Source organism: Piezobacter thermophilus, from assembly GCF_055386745.1.
Window position 1 is genome coordinate 1731330 of sequence record NZ_AP042380.1, and the last position, 19755, is coordinate 1751084.

Annotated in this window: 15 protein-coding genes and 3 pseudogenes; 6 read left to right on the forward strand and 12 right to left on the reverse strand. The window is 64.7% G+C overall.

Annotated features, from left to right (window positions below; all coding sequences use genetic code 11):
* Positions 1-48 precede the first annotated feature (48 nt).
* The 7 genes from ACZ5CM_RS08440 to ACZ5CM_RS08470 form a co-directional block, all read right to left on the reverse strand.
* Positions 49-855 carry a peptidylprolyl isomerase gene (locus ACZ5CM_RS08440; RefSeq protein ID WP_464637611.1) on the reverse strand — a complete coding sequence of 269 codons (807 nt, stop codon included), beginning with the start codon at positions 853-855 and terminating at the stop codon, positions 49-51.
* Between the two features lie 17 nt (positions 856-872).
* Entirely contained in the window at positions 873-1553 is a 681-nt protein-coding gene (gene narI / locus ACZ5CM_RS08445) for a respiratory nitrate reductase subunit gamma (RefSeq protein WP_464637614.1), read from the reverse strand.
* 10 nt (positions 1554-1563) lie between these two features.
* A complete protein-coding gene (gene narJ, locus ACZ5CM_RS08450; protein WP_464637616.1) occupies positions 1564-2274 on the reverse strand; it encodes a nitrate reductase molybdenum cofactor assembly chaperone in 711 nt (236 codons plus the stop codon).
* Positions 2271-3791: a nitrate reductase subunit beta gene (gene narH, locus ACZ5CM_RS08455; protein ID WP_464637619.1), complete on the reverse strand. Its 1521-nt coding sequence runs from the start codon at positions 3789-3791 to the stop codon at positions 2271-2273. Before narH ends, narJ begins: the two co-directional genes overlap by 4 nt.
* A 4-nt stretch (positions 3792-3795) precedes the next feature.
* Positions 3796-7530, reverse strand: coding sequence for a nitrate reductase subunit alpha (locus ACZ5CM_RS08460; protein ID WP_464637622.1), 3735 nt, complete (start codon positions 7528-7530; stop codon positions 3796-3798).
* A gap of 67 nt (positions 7531-7597) precedes the next feature.
* Complete coding sequence (locus tag ACZ5CM_RS08465) at positions 7598-9205, reverse strand: MFS transporter (protein WP_464637625.1); 1608 nt, start codon at positions 9203-9205, stop codon at positions 7598-7600.
* Between the two features lie 78 nt (positions 9206-9283).
* On the reverse strand, positions 9284-10633 hold the full coding sequence (locus tag ACZ5CM_RS08470) for an MFS transporter (protein ID WP_464637628.1): 1350 nt from the start codon (positions 10631-10633) through the stop codon (positions 9284-9286).
* Positions 10634-10885: 252 nt separating this feature from the next.
* Here ACZ5CM_RS08470 and ACZ5CM_RS08475 point away from each other — a divergent pair, with 252 nt between their 5' ends.
* From ACZ5CM_RS08475 to ACZ5CM_RS08485, 3 genes and pseudogenes are all read left to right on the forward strand, one after another.
* Positions 10886-11575, forward strand: a complete 690-nt coding sequence (locus ACZ5CM_RS08475) for a cyclic nucleotide-binding domain-containing protein (RefSeq protein WP_464637630.1) — start codon at positions 10886-10888, stop codon at positions 11573-11575.
* 51 nt (positions 11576-11626) lie between these two features.
* A complete protein-coding gene (locus tag ACZ5CM_RS08480) occupies positions 11627-11845 on the forward strand; it encodes a hypothetical protein (RefSeq protein WP_464637632.1) in 219 nt (72 codons plus the stop codon).
* 18 nt (positions 11846-11863) lie between these two features.
* Positions 11864-11971, forward strand: a pseudogene (locus ACZ5CM_RS08485) (IS481 family transposase); the annotation flags it as partial.
* 58 nt (positions 11972-12029) lie between these two features.
* On the opposite strand, the pseudogene ACZ5CM_RS08490 reads toward ACZ5CM_RS08485, so the two are convergent.
* A pseudogene (locus ACZ5CM_RS08490) lies at positions 12030-12365 on the reverse strand (Zn-ribbon domain-containing OB-fold protein); the annotation flags it as partial.
* A gap of 121 nt (positions 12366-12486) precedes the next feature.
* Between ACZ5CM_RS08490 and ACZ5CM_RS08495 the strand changes: the two are divergent.
* Positions 12487-13668: an IS5 family transposase gene (locus ACZ5CM_RS08495; protein WP_464642547.1), complete on the forward strand. Its 1182-nt coding sequence runs from the start codon at positions 12487-12489 to the stop codon at positions 13666-13668.
* A 278-nt stretch (positions 13669-13946) separates the two neighbouring features.
* On the opposite strand, the pseudogene ACZ5CM_RS08500 reads toward ACZ5CM_RS08495, so the two are convergent.
* Positions 13947-14105: pseudogene (locus ACZ5CM_RS08500) on the reverse strand (IS110 family transposase); the annotation flags it as partial.
* A 62-nt stretch (positions 14106-14167) separates the two neighbouring features.
* Between ACZ5CM_RS08500 and ACZ5CM_RS08505 the strand changes: the two are divergent.
* Positions 14168-15327, forward strand: a protein-coding gene (locus tag ACZ5CM_RS08505) for an IS3 family transposase (RefSeq protein WP_464642548.1) whose coding sequence is annotated in 2 segments (ribosomal slippage) — positions 14168-14417 and positions 14417-15327 — 1161 coding nt in all. Because the reading frame shifts where the segments join, the coding sequence is not laid out codon by codon here.
* 232 nt (positions 15328-15559) lie between these two features.
* Here the strand turns inward: ACZ5CM_RS08505 and lpdA are convergent.
* Positions 15560-16954 (reverse strand): dihydrolipoyl dehydrogenase, encoded by a 1395-nt coding sequence (gene lpdA / locus ACZ5CM_RS08510; RefSeq protein WP_464637634.1) that lies wholly within the window; start codon positions 16952-16954, stop codon positions 15560-15562.
* Between the two features lie 211 nt (positions 16955-17165).
* Here lpdA and ACZ5CM_RS08515 point away from each other — a divergent pair, with 211 nt between their 5' ends.
* Positions 17166-17633 carry a hypothetical protein gene (locus ACZ5CM_RS08515; RefSeq protein ID WP_464637637.1) on the forward strand — a complete coding sequence of 156 codons (468 nt, stop codon included), beginning with the start codon at positions 17166-17168 and terminating at the stop codon, positions 17631-17633.
* Positions 17634-17664: 31 nt separating this feature from the next.
* Here ACZ5CM_RS08515 and ACZ5CM_RS08520 read toward each other — a convergent pair whose 3' ends face one another.
* Both ACZ5CM_RS08520 and ACZ5CM_RS08525 read right to left on the reverse strand, forming a co-directional pair.
* Positions 17665-18243: a DUF924 family protein gene (locus ACZ5CM_RS08520; protein ID WP_464637639.1), complete on the reverse strand. Its 579-nt coding sequence runs from the start codon at positions 18241-18243 to the stop codon at positions 17665-17667.
* A gap of 123 nt (positions 18244-18366) precedes the next feature.
* Positions 18367-19683: an MFS transporter gene (locus ACZ5CM_RS08525; RefSeq protein WP_464637641.1), complete on the reverse strand. Its 1317-nt coding sequence runs from the start codon at positions 19681-19683 to the stop codon at positions 18367-18369.
* Positions 19684-19755: the final 72 nt, after the last annotated feature.

Sequence of the window (19755 nt, forward strand, 5' to 3'; positions counted from 1 at the left end):
CCGGACGACAAGCGCCCGGCCCTGCTGTTGGTTTTCGACAACGGCCGATCAGGCGGCGGCTGGCTGGGGCTTCATGTCGATGCCGGTGATCTCGGCTTCGGCCACCAGCCCCTCCACCAGCGCCCGCGCCGCCCGCGCCCAGGCGGCCTTTTCCAGCGCCGCGCGAATCTCTCCGCGCACCGCCTCGAAGGGCAGCGCCCGCCCCTCGGCCCTGTGGTCGAGACGGATGATGTGAAAGCCGAAGCGGCTTTCCACCGGCTCGGGCCAGATGGCGCCCTCTTCCAGCTGCGTCAGCACTGCCTCGAATTCGGGCACCGTGTCGCCGGGGCGCAGTTGGCCCAGTCGCCCGCCCTGGGCGGCGGAGGAGCAATTCGAGGCGTGGCGGGCCTCGCGCTCGAAGGCGTCGGGCGCATCGTGCAGCCTGCGCAGGATTTCCTGCGCGCTATTGCGCGCGGCCTTGCGGGCCGTGGCATCGCCGGGCGGGGCGGCGATGAGGATGTGCGAGGCCTCGTAGAGATCGGGAGAGCGGAACTGCCCGGGCCGGGCCTCGAAGAGGCGGGCGCAATCCTCGTCACTGACCGGGGCGGGCTCGACCGCCTCGTCGAGGAAGGCGCGGATCAGCGCGTCTTCCCCGGTTTCCACCTTGCCGTTGCCGAGATCGCGCGGGTCCGGTGAAAGACCCGCCTCGCGGGCGGCGCGGCGCAACAGCGCGCGCACCACCAGCGCCCGGGCCGCGGCCCGCCAGGCCAGCCCCGGCTTGCCCGCCGGGGCCGCATGGTGCTGGGCCTCGGCGGCGATCTCGGCATGCGGGATGGTCTCGCCGTTCACCGTCACCTCGGGAAAAAGGACACCCATGGCATTTCCTTTCCGGTTCAGGCCTTCTTGCGGCGCGTGCGCACGACCTGGTACGGCCGCCACAGGTAGCGCACCGGAGCTGAAAGCATGTGCACCAGCCTTGTGAAGGGGAAGAGGATGAAGATGATCAGCCCCAGCACGATGTGCAGCTTGAAGATGATGTTCACATGCTCAAGATAGCTGGCCGCCTTGGGATCGAAGGTGAAGATGCCGAAGGCCCAGTTCATGAACAGCACCACCTCGCCCTCGGCCAGCTTGGACAGCGAGACCGGCACCGAGATCAGCCCCAGGATCAGCTGCAGGATCAGCAGCAGCAGGATGGCGGTGTCCCAGAAGCTGGAGGTGGCGCGCACCCGCGGATCCATCAGCCGGCGGTGCGCCAGCATCAGCCCGCCGATCAGCGCGACCACCCCGGCGATGCCGCCGCCGATCCCGGCCATCAGCGCCTTGGCCTGGGGCGTGACCCCGAGCGCTTCGTAGATCTCCACCGGCACCAGCAGGCCGAACAGGTGGCCGAAGAAGATCACCAGCACGCCCACATGGAACAGGACCGAGCCCACCATCAGCTGTCTGCGCCGCAGAAGCTGGCTGGATTTGGATTTCCAGGTGAAGGGGTCGCGCTCGTAGCGGGCGATCGAGCCCACGGCAAGGATCGTCAGCGCGATATAGGGGAAGATTCCGAAAAGAAACTGGTTCATGGGTCGCCTCCTATTTGGCGGGCGCCGCAAGCGGCGTGTCTTTTGGGGGGATCGGGTCCATCTTTGCCAGCAACTCGCGGCTGACCGGGCACCCGGCGTTGGGATCGGGGCCGAAGACCACCTCGGCCTCCTGCCAGACCTCGTCGAGCGCGGCCAGATCTTCGGGATCGTCGTCATCGACGCTCAGCAACTGCTGGACCAGTTCGGAAGAGCGCGCGATCCCAGCGAACTCGGCCAGCGCCGCCATCACCGCCGCATAGGGGCTTTCGCGCCGTTTCAGGCGCTCGGCCAGGGCGGCGATGATGTGGCCGGCGTCGGCCAGCAGCTCGCGGGCCTCCTCCAGCGGACGCATGGCCGCGAACTCCAGCAGGATCGGCAGATGATCCGGGAGCTCGCCGGTGGCCAGATCGAAGCCGCCGGCGCGGTAGGTCTCCAGCAGGTCCACCATGGCCGGGCCGCGCTCGCGGCTTTCGCCGTGCACATGCTCGAACAGGTTGAGGCTGAGCGTGCGCGAGCGGTCGAACAGCAGCACGTAGCGCTCCTGCAGATCGTAGAGGTCCATGTGCTCCAGATCGTGAAGCAGGGGCTGCAGGGCGGCCCGCGCCGCAGGCGCAAGCAGCGCCTCGTCCTCGATCGCGCGGCGGATTTCGCCCACCGCCTGCTGCAGCTCCGCCTCGGGGTAGCTCAGCAGCGCCGAAAGGGCCTTGAATGTGCGGATCATGACATTGCCTCCGTGGGGGTGACAAAGGTGCGCGAGCCGAACAGCTTGCCCCCGGAGGAGCCGGCCGAGCACTGGTTGCCGTCGGTGAAGCCGCAGCCGCCGCGCAGATCGTAGGCGTCTTCCACCACCTCGCGGTGGGTGGTGGGCACGACGAAACGATCCTCGTAGTCGGCCAGCGACATGATCCTGTACATCTCGTCGATCTGCAGCGGGTCGAGCCCCACGCGCCTGGCGATTTCCAGATCGACCACCCCGTCCACCGAGCGCGCGCGCATGTAGGCGCGCATGGCCAGCATCCGCTCCAGCGCGCTGACGATCGGCGCCTCGTCGCCGGCAGTCAGCAGGTTGGCAAGGTAGCGCACCGGGATGCGCAGCGAGCGCACGTCGGGCATGTCGCGGTCCACCCCGATGGCGCCGGCTTCGGCGGCGTTCTGGATGGGCGAGAGCGGCGGGATGTACCACACCATCGGCAGGGTGCGGTATTCGGGGTGCAGCGGGAAGGCGATCTTCCATTCCATCGCCATCTTCCACACCGGCGAGTTCTTCGCCGCCTCGATCCACTCTTCGGGGATGCCCTCTTCGCGGGCGGCGGAAATCACCTCCGGGTCGGAGGGATCGAGGAACAGGCCCAGCTGGGCATCGTAAAGCTCCTGCTCGCCGGCCACCGCGGCTGCTTCCTGGATGCGGTCGGCGTCATAGAGCATCACGCCCAGGTAGCGGATGCGCCCCACGCAGGTTTCCGAGCACACCGTCGGCATGCCGCTTTCGATGCGCGGATAGCAGAAGGTGCATTTCTCGGATTTGCCGCTTTCCCAGTTGTAGTAGATCTTCTTGTAGGGGCAGCCCGAGACGCACATCCGCCAGCCGCGGCATTTCTCCTGATCGATCAGGACGATGCCGTCCTCCTCGCGCTTGTAGATCGCGCCCGAGGGGCACGACGCGGCGCAGGCCGGGTTCAGGCAGTGCTCGCACAGCCTGGGCAGGTACATCATGAAGGTGTTTTCATACTCGCCGTAGATCTCCTTCTGCACCCCTTCGAAGTTGTAGTCCTGCGAGCGCTTCTCGAATTCGCCGCCCAGGATCTCCTCCCAGTTCGGGCCCCATTCGATCTTCTCCATCCGCAGGCCGGACACTTTCGAGCGCGGCCGCGCGGTGGGGAAGGCCTCCATCTGGGGGGCCGATTTCAGGTGGTCGTAGTCGAAATCGAAGGGCTCGTAGAAATCGTCGATCTCGGGCAGGTCCGGGTTGGCGAAGATATTGGCCAGGATCCGCCACTTCGCCCCCTGTTTCGGCCGCAGCCTGCCCGAGCGCGTGCGCTCCCAGCCGCCGTTCCAGCGTTTCTGGTTTTCCCAGTCCTTGGGATAGCCGATGCCGGGCTTCGTCTCGACATTGTTGAACCACGCATATTCGACGCCGTCGCGGCTCGTCCAGACGTTCTTGCAGGTGACCGAACAGGTGTGACACCCGATACACTTGTCCAGGTTCAGCACCATGCCGATTTGTGCACGAACTTTCATTTGCTTACACCTCCTTCCTGGCGGGCCGGTCGAGCCAGTCGACCTTTTTCATTTTCCGCACGATGACGAATTCGTCGCGGTTCGATCCCACGGTGCCGTAGTAGTTGAAGCCGTAGGACTGCTGCGCGTAGGCGCCGATCATGTGGGTGGGTTTGACGGTGGCGCGGGTGACCGAGTTGTGGATCCCGCCGCGCTTGCCGGTCTGCTCGGAGCCCGGCGTGTTCACGATCTTCTCCTGGGCATGATACATCAGCGTCATGCCTTCCTTCACCCGCTGAGAGACCACCGCGCGCGCGGTCAGCGCCCCATTTGTGTTGTAAAGCTCGATCCAGTCGTTGTCCTGGATGCCGGCCTTCTTCGCATCCACCTCCGAAATCCAGACAACCGGGCCGCCGCGGTTGAGCGTCAGCATCAGAAGGTTGTCCGAATAGGTGGAGTGGATGCCCCACTTCTGGTGCGGGGTGATGAAGTTGAGCACAACGTAGGGCTCGCCGTCACGCTCGGAGGCGTTGACCGCCTCGGTGATCGTCTTGAGGTCCACCGGCGGGCGCCAGGTGCAGAACTGCTCGCCGAAGGCGCGCATCCACAGATGATCCTGATACAGCTGCTGGCGGCCCGAGAGGGTGCGCCAGGGGATCAGCTCGTGCACGTTGGTGTAGCCGGCATTGTAGCACACCTCCTCGCTTTCGATCCCCGACCAGGTGGGCGACGAGATGATCTTGCGCGGCTGCGCGGCCACGTCGCGGAAGCGGATCTTCTCGTCTTCCTTGGGCCGGGCCAGATGCGTGTGATCGATGCCGGTGTTCTTCGACAGCGCATCCCACGCCTTCACCGCAACCTCGCCGTTGGTCTCGGGGGCGAGCATCAGGATCACCTCCGTTGCGTCGATGTCGCTCTCTATGCGGGCCAGCCCCTTGGTGGGGCCTTCCTCGGTGACCACGCCGTTGAGCTCCTTCAGGTGGTGCACCTCGGTCTCGGTGTTCCAGGCGATGCCCTTGCCGCCGTTGCCCACCTTCTCCATGAGGGGGCCGAGCGAGGTGAACCGCCTGTAGAGGTTGGGATAGTCGCGCTCGACGGGGATGTAGTTGGGCGCGGTCCTGCCCGGGATCAGGTCACATTCGCCCTTCTTCCAGTCGCGCACCTCGGGCTGGGCGATCTCGGCCGGCGTGTCATGCAGCGTGGGCAGGGCCACGATGTCGGTTTCCTCGCCCAGATAACCCGGCACGATCTCGGAAAACTTCCTGGCGATCGCCTTGAAGATCTCCCAGTCGGATTTCGACTCGTAGGCTGGGTCCACGGCCGCCTGCAGCGGGTGGATGAAGGGGTGCATGTCCGAGGTGTTGAGGTCGTTCTTCTCGTACCACGAGGCGGTGGGAAGCACGATGTCGGAATAGACCGCGGTGGTGGACATGCGGAAATCGATGCACACCAGCAGGTCCAGCTTGCCCTGCGGCGCCTCGTCATGCCACTTCGCCTCCACCGGCTTCTGCCGGCCTTCCTCGCCCAGATCCTTGCCCATCACGCCGTGATCGGTGCCCAGCAGGTGCTTGAGGAAATACTCGTGCCCCTTGGCCGAGGCGCCCAGCAGGTTCGAGCGCCACACGAACAGGTTGCGCGGCCAGTTCTCGGGCGCGTCCGGATCCTCGCAGGACATCTCGAGGGCGCCCGATTTCAGCTGTTCGGCCACGTATTGGGGGATGTCCTTGCCCGCCTTCTTCGCCGCCTTCGCCACCTCCAGCGGGTTGGTCTTCAGCTGCGGCGCGCTGGGCAGCCAGCCCATCCGTTCGGCGCGGATGTTGTAGTCGATCAGGCTGAGATCCTTCCAGTCGCCCTCGGGCGCGGTGGGAGAGAGGATCTCGCCCGCGCTCAGCGTCTCGTAGCGCCACTGATCGGTGTGGGCATACCAGGCGGAGGTGGAGTTCATGTGCCGCGGCGGGCGCGCCCAATCCAGCGCGAAGGCCAGCGGCTGCCAGCCGGTCTGCGGGCGCAGCTTCTCCTGGCCCACGTAATGCGCCCAGCCGCCGCCGGACTTGCCGATGCAGCCGCACATCACCAGCATGTTGATGACGCCGCGGTAGTTCATGTCCATGTGGTACCAGTGGTTCATCGCCGCCCCGATGATCACCATCGAGCGCCCTTCCGTCTTCTCGGCGTTGAGCGCGAATTCGCGCGCCACGGTGATGATCCGGTCGCGCGGCACGCCGGTGATCTTCTCGGCCCAGGCCGGGGTGAAGGGGATGTCCTCGTCGTAGGACTTGGCCACCCAGTCGCCGCCCAGGCCACGGTCGAGCCCGTAGTTGGCGCAGAACAGGTCGAAGACGGTGGCCACGTAGGCCTCGCCGCCGGCCAGCTTGAGCTTGCGCACCGGCACCTTGCGGGTCAGCACCTCGGGGTGGTCGCATCTGGTGAAGTGTTCATGCGCCATGCCGCCGAAATAGGGGAAGTCCACCGCCACCACGTCGTCGCGGTCCTCCTCCAGGATCAGCGAAAGGCGCAGTTCCACATCCTTGCCGTCGGCCTGCTGTTCGAGGTTCCACCTGCCCTCCTCGCCCCAGCGGAAGCCGACCGAGCCGTTGGGCACCACCGGATTGCCGGTTGCGCGGTCGAAGGCGATGGTCTTCCATTCGGGGTTGTTGTCCTGGCCGAGCTTGTCGTCGAAGTCCTCGGCCCGCAGCATCCGCCCGGGAACGAACTTGCCGTCCTTCTCTTCGAGGCGCACCAGCATCGGCATGTCGGTGAAACGGCGGGCGTAGTCCTGGAAGTAGGGCGCCTGCCGGTCGAGATGGAACTCGCGCAGGATCACGTGCCCCATGGCCAGCGCCAGCGCCGCGTCGGTGCCCTGCTTGGGGGCAAGCCAGATGTCGGCAAACTTGGAGGCCTCCGAGTAGTCGGGCGTGATGACCGCCGACTTGGTGCCGTTGTAGCGCGCCTCGGTGTAGAAATGGGCATCCGGCGTGCGGGTCTGCGGCACGTTGGAGCCCCACAGGATCAGGAAGCCGGCATTGTACCAGTCGGCCGATTCGGGCACGTCGGTCTGTTCGCCCCAGGTCATCGGCGAGGACGGCGGCAGGTCGCAGTACCAGTCGTAGAAGCTCATGCAGGTGCCGCCCAGAAGCGACAGATAGCGCGAGCCGGCGGCGTAGGAGACCATCGACATGGCCGGGATCGGCGAGAAACCGAATACCCGGTCGGGGCCCCAGGTCTTCGCCGTGTAGGCATTCGCCGCGGCGATGATCTCGGTCGCTTCGTCCCAGGAGGCGCGCACGAAGCCGCCCATGCCTCGGGTTCTGGTGTAGCCGGCGCGCAGGGCGGGATCTTCCTGAAGCCTGCTCCAGGCCTCGATGGGGGGATGCTCGGCCCTGAGCTTGCGCCAGGCCTTGAGCAGCTGCGAGCGGATCAGCGGCGTCTTCACCCGGTTGGCGGAATACAGATACCAGCTGTAGGAGGCCCCCCGCTGACAGCCGCGCGGCTCGTGGTTGGGTAGGCCCGGGCGGGTGCGCGGGTAGTCCGTCTGCTGGGTCTCCCAGGTGACGATGCCGGACTTGACGTAGATCTTCCACGAGCACGACCCCGTGCAGTTCACCCCGTGGGTGGAACGCACGATCTTGTCGTGGCGCCAGCGGTTGCGGTAGACGTCTTCCCAGTCACGGTTTTCGGCCGTCACCTGCCCGTGGCCGTCTGCGAATGTCCCGACGCGGTTGCTCTTGAGGAAATTCAGGCGGTCCAGAAGATGGCTCATGTTTTCTCTCTCCGATCAGTGTCTCTCCCGGCGCGAGCGGATGCCCGCGCCGGGCCGGAAGTCTTGCTCAGGGGTTCTTCACGTAGGCGCCGGGGCGCAGGTAGAACCACCAGTTGATGACGATGCAGACGGCATAGAAGGCGGCCAGCCCGTAAAGCGCATATTCGGGCGTGCCGGCCTTGATCTGCTCGCCGATCACCTTGGGGATGATGAAGGCGCCATAGGCGGCCACGGCGGCCGTCCAGCCCAGCACCGGGCCGGCCTGTTCCTTGTCGAACACCGCGGCGATGGTCCGGAAGGTGGAGCCGTTGCCGATGCCGGTGGCGGCGAACAGGATCAGGAACAGGATCATGAAGGGCAGGAAGTAGTCCTGCGGGGTGGCCGAGGTGTAGGCCTTCTGCAGGAAGTATGCCACGCCCAGGGCCGAGGCGACCATGACGATGGAGATCCACTGGGTCACCCGCGCGCCGCCTAGGCGGTCGGCGATGGAGCCGCCAATAGGGCGGATCAGCGCGCCGATGAACGGACCCATCCAGGCGAACATCAGCGCCGAGGGGCCATCTGGGTTGACCTGGGAGTGATCCCACACCCCGTCAACCAGCACGTGCTGGAAGCCGAACACCACCTTGATGGCCAGCGCAAACGCGGCCGAGTAGCCGATGAACGACCCGAAGGTCATGGTGTAGATCACCGTCATCGCCCAGGTGTGCTTGTTTCCGAAGATGCGGTACTGGCGGGTGAGGTTCTGGCCCACCGCGCCGGGGATCATCTTGAGAAACAGCACCGTCAGCGCGATCACAATCGGCAGGGTGATCCATTTCGACAGGTTCACCCCCGAGCCGCCGACGCTTTCGGGCAGCATCAGCCACAGGCCGAAGGCGGCGGTGAACAGGCCGATCAGCAGCATCCCGGAGATGATCCCGAAGGCGCCGATCGGGTTCGGAATGTCGGGCGAGACATGCTCGTCACGGATGTTGTTCATGCCGAACCAGCCGATGATCACCAGCGGCACCAGCGCCAGCAGCCACACATAGCCCGCGTTCTGGATGTAGGTGATGGTGCCGGCCGGGATCTTGCCGATCAGCGTGCCCGAGGTGTTGATCAACTCGCGCCCCTCGCCGCCGAACAGGCCGAAGGTCATCACCAGCGGGATCAGCACCTGCATGGTCGTCACCCCGAAATTGCCCAGGCCCGCATTCATGCCCAGCGCATAGCCCTGTACCTTCTTGGGAAAGAAGAAGCTGATGTTGGACATGGACGACGAGAAGTTCCCGCCACCGATGCCCGACAGCAGCGCCAGCACCTGGAACACCCACAGCGGTGTGTCGGGGTTTTCAAGCGCCAGCCCGGTACCGAGCGCGGGGATGATCAGCAGCGCGGTGGTGAACACGATGGTGTTGCGCCCCCCCGCGATGCGGATGAAGAAGGTGGAGGGAATGCGCAGCGTCGCCCCCGAAAGCCCGGCAATTGCCGACAGCGTGAACAGCTCCGACTTCTCGAACGGATATCCGAGGTTGATCATCTGCACGGTGATGATCCCCCAGTAGAGCCACACGGCAAAGCCGCACAGCAGGCTGGGGATGGAAATCCACAGGTTGCGGGTGGCGATCTTCCTGCCTGTCGAGTTCCAGAACTTCTCGTCCTCGACATTCCAGTTTCGCAGATCTTGTCCCAATGTCTTTCTCCTTCCTGGAGCGGGGTGTTGTCTTGGAGTGAATGGGGCGGGCCGGGTCACGGCCCGCCGGGTTCGCGGTTACTTGTCTGCCTTGACGGGCGCGAGCTGCGGCTTCTCCGGGACGTCAGAGAGGAAGGTCTCCTCGCGCAGCTCGGGGTACTTGGCCCGCTCCATCCTGCGGATCGCCAGATGCATCCAGATGGTCGAGATCGCGACGATCACGAACATCAGCATGAACACCATCGACCACACCTGGAACACGTCAAGCAGGATGCCGAAGGCGATCGGCAGCACGAAACCGCCCAGCCCTCCGATCATCCCGACAAGGCCGCCGACAGCGCCCACGTGGTGCGGGTAGTAAACGGGGATGTGCTTGTAGACCGCCGCCTTGCCCAGGCTCATCACGAAGCCCAGGATCACTGACAGGAAAACGAAGACGTACAGCGGAATGCCGAAGCTGAACTTGATCAGGTGGGGCTCGCCGTTGGGGCCGGGAATGCCCTCGACGATGTAGGTCGTGGGCGGGTAGCTCATGATGAACAGCACGACCAGCGAGACGATGAAGGTCAGATACATCACGAAGCGTGCCCCCCAGACATCGGACATCCACCCGCCCAGAGCCCGGAAGATCGAGCCGGGCAGCGAGTACATGCCCGCAAACACGCCGGCGGCGGTCAGGCTGACCCCGTAGGCGCCCACATAGTAGCGGGGCAGGAAGCTGGCGAAGGCCACGAAGGCGCCGAAGACGAAGAAATAGTAGGTGGCGAAACGCCAGACCTGGATGTTCTTCAGCGGCTCGAGCTGCATCCGCGCCGAGGGCGGCTTCTTGCCGGTCCTGCGCTGCTCGACCACCACCGGATCGTCCTTGGCGAAGATGTAGAAGGCGATCGCCATGGCCACCAGCACGATGGCGTAGATCTTCGCCGTGCCCTGCCAGCCCACGGCCAGCACCAGGAAGGGGGCGGCGAAGTTGGTCACCGCCGCACCCACGTTGCCGGCCCCGAAGATGCCCAGCGCGGTGCCCTGCTTTTCGGCCGGGAACCAGCGCGAGACATAGGCGATGCCGATGATGAACGACCCGCCGGCAAGCCCCAGGCCCAGGGCGGCCATCAGGAACACCGTGTAGGTCTGCACCGAGGCCAGCAGCCAGACGCTGATCGCGGTGACCAGCATCTGGATCGTCATCATGATGCGGCCGCCGATCTGGTCGGTCCAGACGCCAAGGAAGATCCGGCTGATCGAGCCGGTCAGAACGGGCGTTGCCACCAGCAGGCCGAACTGGGTCTCGTTCAGGCCCAGCTCCTGCTTGATCTCGACGCCGATGATGGAAAAAATCGTCCAGACCGCGAAGCAGACGGTAAACGCGAGCGTACTCAATCCTAACGCCCGGTATTCGTCGCTGCGGGTCACACCATTAAGTTCGTGCATCACCTGCCCTCCGGAAAATTGGGATCCGCAGACCCCCTGTGATCGAGGCGGACCAGACCGCCCCGAGGTCCAGATTATCTTGACACAAATCAAAGGCGCGACAAAAAGTCCTTTGTTTTTATGCATTTACAGCATTTTTCGCGTCTCCTCTGGGCAGTTCTCAAGCCAAGATGCCGCATTGGTCGCAACAGCGCTTGACACGGCCTGCTCACTTCCGTGATGAATGTCACACCAAAGAGGCCGGGGGCTTTCATGCTGTCACGCCACATAGAAGAGATTCGCGCCCTGCCGCTGTTCGCGCAGGTCAGCGAGGCTTCCTTCGGCGATCTGACCCGTGGCGCCTACGTGCAGAACTTCCCCGCCCATGCCGAACTGATCACCGAGGGCGACACGGCCGATTTCCTGCACGTGGTGATCTCGGGCTGCATCGAGATGTTCGCCTCGTGGCAGGGGCGTGAAACCTCTCTGTCGCTGCTGGGCCCGCATGACACCTTCATCCTGGCCGCGACCATCAAGGACCGCCCCTATCTGATGTCGGCCCGGACGCTGGAGAAATCCCGGGTGATGATGATCCCCTCCGAGGACATTCGCGCCGTCTTCGAGCGAGATTCCGATTTCGCCAAGGCGATCGTTTCGGAACTGGCCGTGTGCTACCGCGGCGCCATCAAGGGGGCCAAGAACCTGCGCCTGCGCACCTCCAGCGAACGGATCGCCAATTACCTGGTCAAGGAATACCACGCCCATGGCGCACAGGCGCGCTTTCCGCTGGATTTCGAGAAGAAGCGGATCGCCAAGTATCTGGGCATGACCCGTGAAAACCTTTCACGGGCCTTTTCGACGTTGCGCAATCACGGGGTACAGGTGGACGGCCACGAAGTGGTGATCACCGATCTGGACAAGCTGCTGGCCTTCGCCAGGCCCGACCCGCTGATCGACAGCTAGCAGGCTGCTACTGAGCTGATGGGATGAGCTGCCTTCCACCCGGACACGGCCATGGTTGCGGATATCGGTGGACAAGATGAACTCCCCTCTGGAAATCGGAGGCAGACGCCAGCGGCGATTTGTTGTCTGCTGGCCTTCGACGAGAAGGAGATCGGAGATGTCGGAATGGAATCAACATTCTCCGGATTTCAAGTCGAAGGGGGACGCTTGAAGTGTATTCTTGAACTTTCTCGCCATGCGATTCATGGGAAGGAAGAACAACGAATGTGACGTACATCGACAGTCAGGAAAAGTCGGCCGCGTGATGCGGCGGCCAAGATTGCGGAGCAGCGCTTGAGCGTGCATGAGTTGGCGCGTGAGCTTGGCAACGTGGCGGAGGCGTGCCGTCGCCGTGGCAGGCTGGTGCCGTCGGGGTGGAGCTCAAATTCCACCTGCACGCGCGCACCGACATGGGGGCACCGGCGATGACCTCGCCCAGCATGCGCACGCCTTCCTCCAGATCGATCAGCGCCATGGTACAGGGCACCCGCTCGGTGAATGAGGGATGGGCCGGAATGTGGCAGGTGGTAAAGCTGTGGACCACCCCGCGTCCGCAGGCGGCGCACCTCTCCAGCGCCTCGGACAGGCAGGCGGTGCGGAAGGCACGCGGACGAACCGGTCCATCACGTCGGGATCGGCCGGGATGCGCAAAGCCCCGGCTTAGCATCGGACCCGTTCCATACCAGGATCGAAAAGCGGTCGCAAAGAGGCCGTTGCCGTGTGACGTCTGCCCGCGATCTCGATCTCCCATTGCCCTTGGCCAACGATGTCCGGGGTGAGCGGTTCGTCTAGCAGGCTGCTGAAAAAGTCAGCTCTCGACGTGGTTTTGTAACCATGATTCACTCTGGTTCAGGGCAACGGAGGGGGTGATGATGCGCGGGGTGGACGAGACGAGCGGGTCGCTGTTCAGCTATGTCGATCTGGAAGAGCGCATCCCGGCGCGTCACCCGCTGCGCAAGATCCGTCAGGTGGTGAACGAAGCGCTTGCCAGCCTCGATGCCGATTTCGCGGCGCTGTACACCGATTTCGGCCGACCCTCGATCGCACCGGAGCGGCTGATCCGGGCCAGCCTGCTGCAGATCCTGTTCTCGGTCCGATCCGAGCGGCAGTTGATGGAGCAGATGCACTACAACCTGCTGTTTCGCTGGTTTGTTGGCCTCGGGATCGACGATCCGGTGTGGGTTCCGACGGTGTTCAGCAAGAACCGCGACCGGCTGCTGACCGCCGAGATGTCGCGCAAGGTCATGGCCGCGATCCTGGCCCACCGCGAGGTGGTGCCGCTGTTGTCGGACGAGCATTTCTCGGTCGACGGCACGCTGGTCAAGGCCTGGGCCTCGATGAAGAGTTTCCAGCCCAAGGCCGAGGCCGCCCCGCCCGATGGCCCCGATGATCCGGGTCCGGGCGCTCCGCCCGCATCCGACATTCCTCCCGCAACCCGATCCGAAACGCCTTCAGCCGAGACCGCCCCGATGCCCCGCAACAATCGCCGCCACCGCAACGCCGAGGTTGACTTCAAGGGCAAGAGGCGCTCGAACGCCACCCATGTCTCGACCACCGATCCGGACGCCCGGCTCTACCGGAAATCCCCCGGCACCGGAGCGATGCTGTGTTTCATGGGGCATGCGATGATGGAGAACCGCTCGGGCCTGATCGTGCAGGGCGATCTGACCCGGGCGGACGGCCACGCCGAACGGCGTGCGGCACTGGACATGATCCACCGCCATTCCCCCGGATCGACCCGGCGGCTGACCCTGGGTGCGGACAAGGGCTATGACGTGGCCGGCTTTGTCGCCGATCTGCGGCAGGCCTGCGTGACCCCGCATGTCGCGCAGAAGGCACAGCATTCGGCGATCGATGGCCGCACGACCCGGCATGAGGGCTATGCGCTGTCCCTGAAACATCGCAAGCGCATCGAGGAGGCCTTCGGCTGGGCGAAAACCGTCGGCGGAATGGCGCAGAGCGTCTATCGCGGCCTCGAACGGGTACGATCCCGGTTCATTCTGACACTGGTCGCCAACAATCTCACCCGGCTGCCCCGCTTGCTGGCCGCATGAAGCCGAAAAACGCCACTGGGCAGGCATGACCGCCGCAGAAACCGCCTGGCGCCCACCAAAGCAGGACCGGACGAAGGAAATCCGTTCCAGTTCCGGGACTTTTTCAGCAGCCTGTTAATGATTGCCCAAGCGGGTTCCGCCGTCAAGAAATGGTCTCTCCCATAGCAAACACAGGGTACGCCATATGGCGGCCCTCACCGTCCTCAAGACGAGATCCGAAACCCCAGGCGGAAGGTCCGAACATTATCTACGAGGTCAGCAAGCTGCCTCCACGGCCTCTACCGAGAGAGATCCTTCCGCTTGGGCTCACCCCCTCGAAAAAAGGGGCGATAGGGTTCACCGTGTGTGACCACGGCGTGTACGGTGCGCGCCATCTTGGCCGCGATGGCGGTATAGGCTTTTCGGCGCAGATGTGGGTTGTGGCGATCCCCGGTGACCTGCCCCCCGCCAACGCCCGCATTTTGAAGTAGAGTCTGCCCGATCAGAAAGGAGCAGACGAATTCGAAAGAGCCGTTTTACGGAGGCGCAAATCATTGCGATGATCAAGGAACAGGAGGCCGGAATGCCGACGGTGGAGGTTTGTCGCCGGCATGGGCTGAGCCCGGCGACGTTCTACAAGTACAAGTCGAAATACGGCGGCATGGGGCTTTCGGACGTGAAGCGCCTGAAGATGCTTGAGGACGAGAATGCCAAGCTCAAGCGCCTGTTGGCCGATGCGATGCTGGACAACGCGGTCCTGAAGGATCTCCTGGGAAAGAACTGACGACGCCGAGCGCGCGGCGTGATGCAGCGCTGCGGGCGATGCGGGATCATGGCATCTCGCAGCGCCGGGCCTGCAGGCTGGTCGGTGTCGATCCCAAGACGGTCCGGCGCGAACGCCCGCCGGACCATCCGGAGATCCGCGAAGCGATGAAGCAGATTGCGGGCAAGCGCCGCCGTTTCGGTTACCGACGGATCGGCGTGTTGCTCGAACGCAAGGGAATGATCATGAACCACAAGAAACTCTATCGCCTGTATCGCGAAGAAGGGTTGTCGGTGAAACGGCGGCGCGGGCGCAAGCGCGCCAGAGGCTCGAGGACGCCAATGCCCGAGGCGATCAGGCCGAACCAGCGATGGAGTCTGGACTTCGTGTCCGACACGTTCGGTGCTTCGCGCCGGTTCCGCATTCTGGCGGTAATCGACGATTGCTGTCGCGAGAACCTCTGCCTGGTTGCCGACACCAGCATCTCGGGCGCACGTGTGGCACGTGAGCTTGATGCTCTTGTCCGCCTCCATGGCAAGCCTGAAAGCATTGTTTCTGACAATGGGACCGAGTTCACCAGTCGGGCGATCCTCAAATGGGCGGACGACAATGACGTCGACTGGCATTACATCGATCCTGGCAAGCCTCAGCAAAATGCCTTCATCGAGTCGTTCAATGGCAGCCTGCGTGACGAGCTTCTGAACGAGGAGCTGTTCGATACTCTCGATGACGCCCGCCGAAAACTGGCCCTGTGGCGCTATGATTATAACAACGTCAGGCCCCACTCATCGCTGGGGAACCAGACGCCGGCCCAAGCGCGCCGGACGCTTGAGCGACCCAAAGGCTCCGCGCCCGACGCGCTTGCCCAAACCGAAACCGCAGATTATGAAAACCAAACCCGCAGACTCTCGTTATGAATGAGGGACCATTGGGGGGCAGGTCAGCCGCAGTTGACGGCAGGCTCGCACGAGAGGCGCAGCGCGCCCGGAGTCGTGATTGCCGGAGGTGTCGGTGGTCCGCCGAGCGCCAGATCCCGCAAGGCCGGGCCGGAGAGAGAGACAAGAGAGACCTGATCGCGCGAACGGAACTGCTGCGCACCCGGCCGTGGCGGCACGATTCCCGGGGTCGCCCCCGCCGGCACCGCGGGGATCACATGTGAATCACCCGCCCCCAGGCGTCAAGCACGCTTTCATGCATCATCTCGGACAGAGTCGGATGGGGAAAGACCGTGTGCATCAGTTCTTCCTCGGTGGTTTCCAGGGTTTTGCCGATGACGAATCCCTGGATTATTTCCGTGACTTCCGCCCCGATCATGTGCGCGCCCAGCAATTCCCCCGTCTTCGCGTCGAACACGGTCTTGACCAGACCTTCGGCCTCGCCAAGCGCAATCGCCTTGCCGTTGCCGATGAAGGGAAAACGACCGACGCGCACCTCGTGCCCGGCCGCCTTCGCCGCCGCTTCGGTCAGGCCGACGCTGGCCACCTGCGGGTGGCAGTAGGTGCAGCCGGGGATGGTTTCGGGCCGGACCGGGTGAACCTCGCGGCCGGCGACCAGCTCGGCCACCATCACCCCTTCGTGGCTGGCCTTGTGCGCCAGCCAGGGCGGGCCGGCCACGTCGCCGATGGCATAAAGCCCCTCGACCCCGGTGCGGCAGTAGGCGTCGGTCACCACGTGGGTCCGGTCGACCCGAACGCCGAGCGCCTCGAGCCCCAGCCCCTCGACATTGCCGACGATGCCCACCGCCGAAATCACCGTGTCGAAATCCTGCTTCACCACCTTGCCGCCGGTCTCGATATGCGCCGTCACCCGGCCCTTGCCGCGGTCGAGCCTCTTGACCGCGGACTTCTCCATGATCTTCATGCCCTGTTTCGTGAACGCCTTCTTCGCGAAGGCGCTGATCTCGGCATCTTCCACCGGCAGCACCCGGTCGAGCACCTCGACCACTGTTGTCTCGGCCCCCAGGGTATTGAAGAAACTCGCGAATTCGATCCCGATGGCACCCGATCCGATGACCAGAAGCTTCTTCGGCATCCGCGGCGGCTGCAGGGCATGGCGGTAGGTCCAGACCAGATCGCCATCGGCCTCCAACCCCGGCAGTTCGCGCGCCCGGGCGCCGGTGGCGATGATGATGCTCCCGGCGGTCAACTCCTGCTCGCCCTTGTCGCTGCGCACCGAGACCCTGCCGGGGGCGGGGATCGTCGCCTCGCCCATGATCACGGTGACCTTGTTCTTCTTCAGCAGATGGCCGACCCCGCTGTTGAGCTGCCTGGCCACCCCCCGCGACCGCTTGACCACCGCGTCGAGATCATAGCCGATCTGCCCGGCCGACAGGCCGAACTCCCCGGCCCGCTTCATCAGGTGAAAGACCTCGGCCGAGCGCAGCAGCGCCTTGGTGGGGATGCAGCCCCAGTTCAGGCAGATGCCGCCGAGGTTCTCGCGCTCGACCACGGCCGTCTTCAACCCAAGTTGGGCAGCCCGGATCGCGGCCACGTATCCCCCCGGCCCGGCGCCGATGATGATCAGATCGAACGATTGCACAGCCATGTCTCTACCCTCGGCGCAGGTGGTTTCCGGAAACTAGTTTAGTGTTAAACTATCTCTTCCCCCGCTTCAATGATAATCGCCCCCCCCCTGAAGGAGCGGACTGCGTGACGGGCCCGATCCTGTACGCCGCCCCCGCGAGGCGATAGAAAACCCGGGCACTGCCGCGCGACTCCCCTGCGTGCTGCGCGGGCCCGGCCGGAAACTCAAGCCGATGAAAAGGATCGACATGCTCAAGACGCTCAAGGATCTCGCCCTCGCCTTCGTCAACGCCACGCTGGTTCTGGTCGTCCTGAGCCTGTTTCTTGCGTGGCGCCTGACACTGTCGGTGGACGGGATGGTCGGAAACCTGGCCGAGAACCTGACGATCGTCGGCCCCTTGCGGGCGGACCTGCAGACCATGACGCGCGAGGTCGCGGCGCTGCGCGACGATCTCGACCGCCTGGCCGGACAGACCGGCAACGTCAGCGACAGGGCGCTGAAGGCCGTGAATGCCAGGCTGGACCAGATGCAGGGCCGGCTGGACCGGGACGGCGCGCGGATGGATGAGCTGGCCGCCCTGCCCGGCCGGATTGTCCAGGACGTGATCGAGACGGCACTAGGCACCACCGCCGACCGGCTTGCCCGGACCGTCCGGGATATCCGCCAATGCACGGCCCCGCCCCCGGACGAGACGTCCTGACCGGGAACTGCCGGCATCACGCTCTTCCGGCTCAACTCGCCTTCTGCAATTCCCGAACGGTGATGCCGTAGCCGCCTTCGCGCACATACTCGGCCTCGGGCCCGGTGCTCGCGCGGCGCAGAACCTCGTTGCGATAGGGGAAACGCCCGAACCGGCGGATCACCTCGCGATGGGCGCGGGCATGCAGAAGGTTGCCATGGCCCGTCTCGGGCATCCGTTCGAACAGCAGCCGCACGCAGCGATCCTGGTCGCACAGGTTCTCCGAATGCATCAACGGCATGTAGAAAAACTGCCGCGCCGGTTCGTCGATGCGCATGTCCCAGCCCCTGCCGATCGCGACCTTGGCCGCGGCCAGCGCTGCGCGGTCCGAGGCAAAGGCCCGCGCCTCGCCCCGGAACATGTTGCGCGGAAACTGATCGGTCAGGATGATGTAGGCCAGCGTTCCGGCCGGCCAGGTCAGCCACCGCGAAAACCGCCCCTCGCAGGCCTGCTCCCAGGTGGCGAGAAACCGTTCCCTCATCCTCCGGTCAAGGTCGCCATCGACAGCATACCAGCCCGCCTGCCCGACCTCGTCCAGCCAGAATTCCAATATCTCGTCCGGTCCGTCCATGACCCCTTCTCCGGTTGCGACCTCATGCCCCAGGTTGAAAAAGCATATGTACGCCCGGTCTCGAAATGACAGTCACAAATTGCGACGGCTTCGTAACATCGTCCGGATCGTGTTCGCCCTGCCTCACCCGCTGCGCTCTTCCGCCTCTTCCTCTTGCCCCAAATACTCCGGGGGTGCGGGGGCAGAGCCCCCGCCGGCCATGTCGGCCTCAAGCGCGTATTCCTGCACCAGCTCGACGGCCACCGGCGAGGCGGTGGGATAGACCGGCGCCATGGTGCCGGTATCCTCGACCGGAACCGCCGCGCGCCGGGTCATGCGATAGAGACCATAGGCAGTCAGGGCGAACAGCAGCACCGTCATGAACAGGAAATACCCGGCCGGGCCGAACACCGCGTCGTCCATCAGCCATCCGGTGATCAGCGGGCCGGCAATGGCGCCCAGCCCGTTGATGAAGACCAGCCCGCCCGAGGCCGCCGCCATGTCATCGGGCTCCAGATAGTCGTTGGTATAGGCGATCAGCAGGGAATAGAGCGGGTTCGACATCCCTCCCAGCAGAAAGGCGGCGGCCAGGAGCGCCCCATACTGACCGCCCATCAGCATCCCCGTGACACCGCCCGCCCCGCCCACGGCCGCCACCGCAAGGATCAGCAGGCGCCGGTCCATCCGGTCGGAAATCCAGCCCAGCGGGTATTGCAGCACCAACGCGCCCACATAGAAGGTGGCGACGAAAACCGACAGCTGGGCCAGCGTCAGCCCGGCCTCGGCGCCGTAGACGGCGCTCATGCCGAACTGGGCCGAGAACACGCCGCCCAGCAGGAACATGCCGACAAAGCCCAGCGGAGACACCGCCATGATCTGGCGCAGCGTCATCGGCTTGACCGTCTCGAAGGGCGGCGTCGGGCTGATCGAAAGCAGGATCGGCCCGAACGAGATCGATATGATGATCGAGGCGATCACGAAACTCTGGTAGCCGGACGGGTCGCCGGTCATCACCAGCGCCTGCGCGGTGACGATGCCCAGAACCTGCACGATCATGTAAAGCGACAGCGCCTTGCCGCGGTTGTCGTTGCTGGCGGCATTGTTGAGCCAGCTTTCGGCGGTCACGTAGACCCCCGAGAAGCAGAACCCGATCGCCACCCGGCCCAGCACCCATACCGCCGGGTGGGCGATCAGCGGATACAGCACCATCACCGCCGAGATGAACGAGGCCAGCGCGGCAAAGACGCGTACATGCCCCACCCGGCGGATCATCTCGGGCGCCATGCGCGAGCCGCCCAGAAAGCCCAGGAAATAGGCGGACATCACCACCGACATCTCGAGCGTGGTGAAACCCTCGATTCCGCCCCGAACGCCCAGAAGCGTGACCTGAAGGCCGTTGCCGACCATCAGCAGACCGATGCCGAGCAGAAGCGCCCAGACACTGCTCAGAACCTGCAACATCGGGACTCTCCTTTCCGAACGACCAGGCAAGGCGTTTCCTGACCGATCGGGGCGCCACCCGGCCCGCCCGTC

Excerpts from the sequence above, each read along its gene's own strand:
- ACZ5CM_RS08475 (WP_464637630.1), top strand. The coding sequence starts at position 10,886 with ATGCTGTCACGCCACATAGAAGAGATTCGCGCCCTGCCGCTGTTCGCG.
- ACZ5CM_RS08470 (WP_464637628.1), bottom strand. The coding sequence starts at position 10,633 with ATGCACGAACTTAATGGTGTGACCCGCAGCGACGAATACCGGGCGTTA.
- ACZ5CM_RS08460 (WP_464637622.1), bottom strand. The coding sequence starts at position 7,530 with ATGAGCCATCTTCTGGACCGCCTGAATTTCCTCAAGAGCAACCGCGTC.
- narI (WP_464637614.1), bottom strand. The coding sequence starts at position 1,553 with ATGAACCAGTTTCTTTTCGGAATCTTCCCCTATATCGCGCTGACGATC.
- ACZ5CM_RS08480 (WP_464637632.1), top strand. The coding sequence starts at position 11,627 with ATGGTTGCGGATATCGGTGGACAAGATGAACTCCCCTCTGGAAATCGG.
- narJ (WP_464637616.1), bottom strand. The coding sequence starts at position 2,274 with ATGATCCGCACATTCAAGGCCCTTTCGGCGCTGCTGAGCTACCCCGAG.
- narH (WP_464637619.1), bottom strand. The coding sequence starts at position 3,791 with ATGAAAGTTCGTGCACAAATCGGCATGGTGCTGAACCTGGACAAGTGT.
- ACZ5CM_RS08495 (WP_464642547.1), top strand. The coding sequence starts at position 12,487 with ATGCGCGGGGTGGACGAGACGAGCGGGTCGCTGTTCAGCTATGTCGAT.
- ACZ5CM_RS08440 (WP_464637611.1), bottom strand. The coding sequence starts at position 855 with ATGGGTGTCCTTTTTCCCGAGGTGACGGTGAACGGCGAGACCATCCCG.
- ACZ5CM_RS08515 (WP_464637637.1), top strand. The coding sequence starts at position 17,166 with ATGAAAAGGATCGACATGCTCAAGACGCTCAAGGATCTCGCCCTCGCC.
- lpdA (WP_464637634.1), bottom strand. The coding sequence starts at position 16,954 with ATGGCTGTGCAATCGTTCGATCTGATCATCATCGGCGCCGGGCCGGGG.
- ACZ5CM_RS08525 (WP_464637641.1), bottom strand. The coding sequence starts at position 19,683 with ATGTTGCAGGTTCTGAGCAGTGTCTGGGCGCTTCTGCTCGGCATCGGT.
- ACZ5CM_RS08520 (WP_464637639.1), bottom strand. The coding sequence starts at position 18,243 with ATGGACGGACCGGACGAGATATTGGAATTCTGGCTGGACGAGGTCGGG.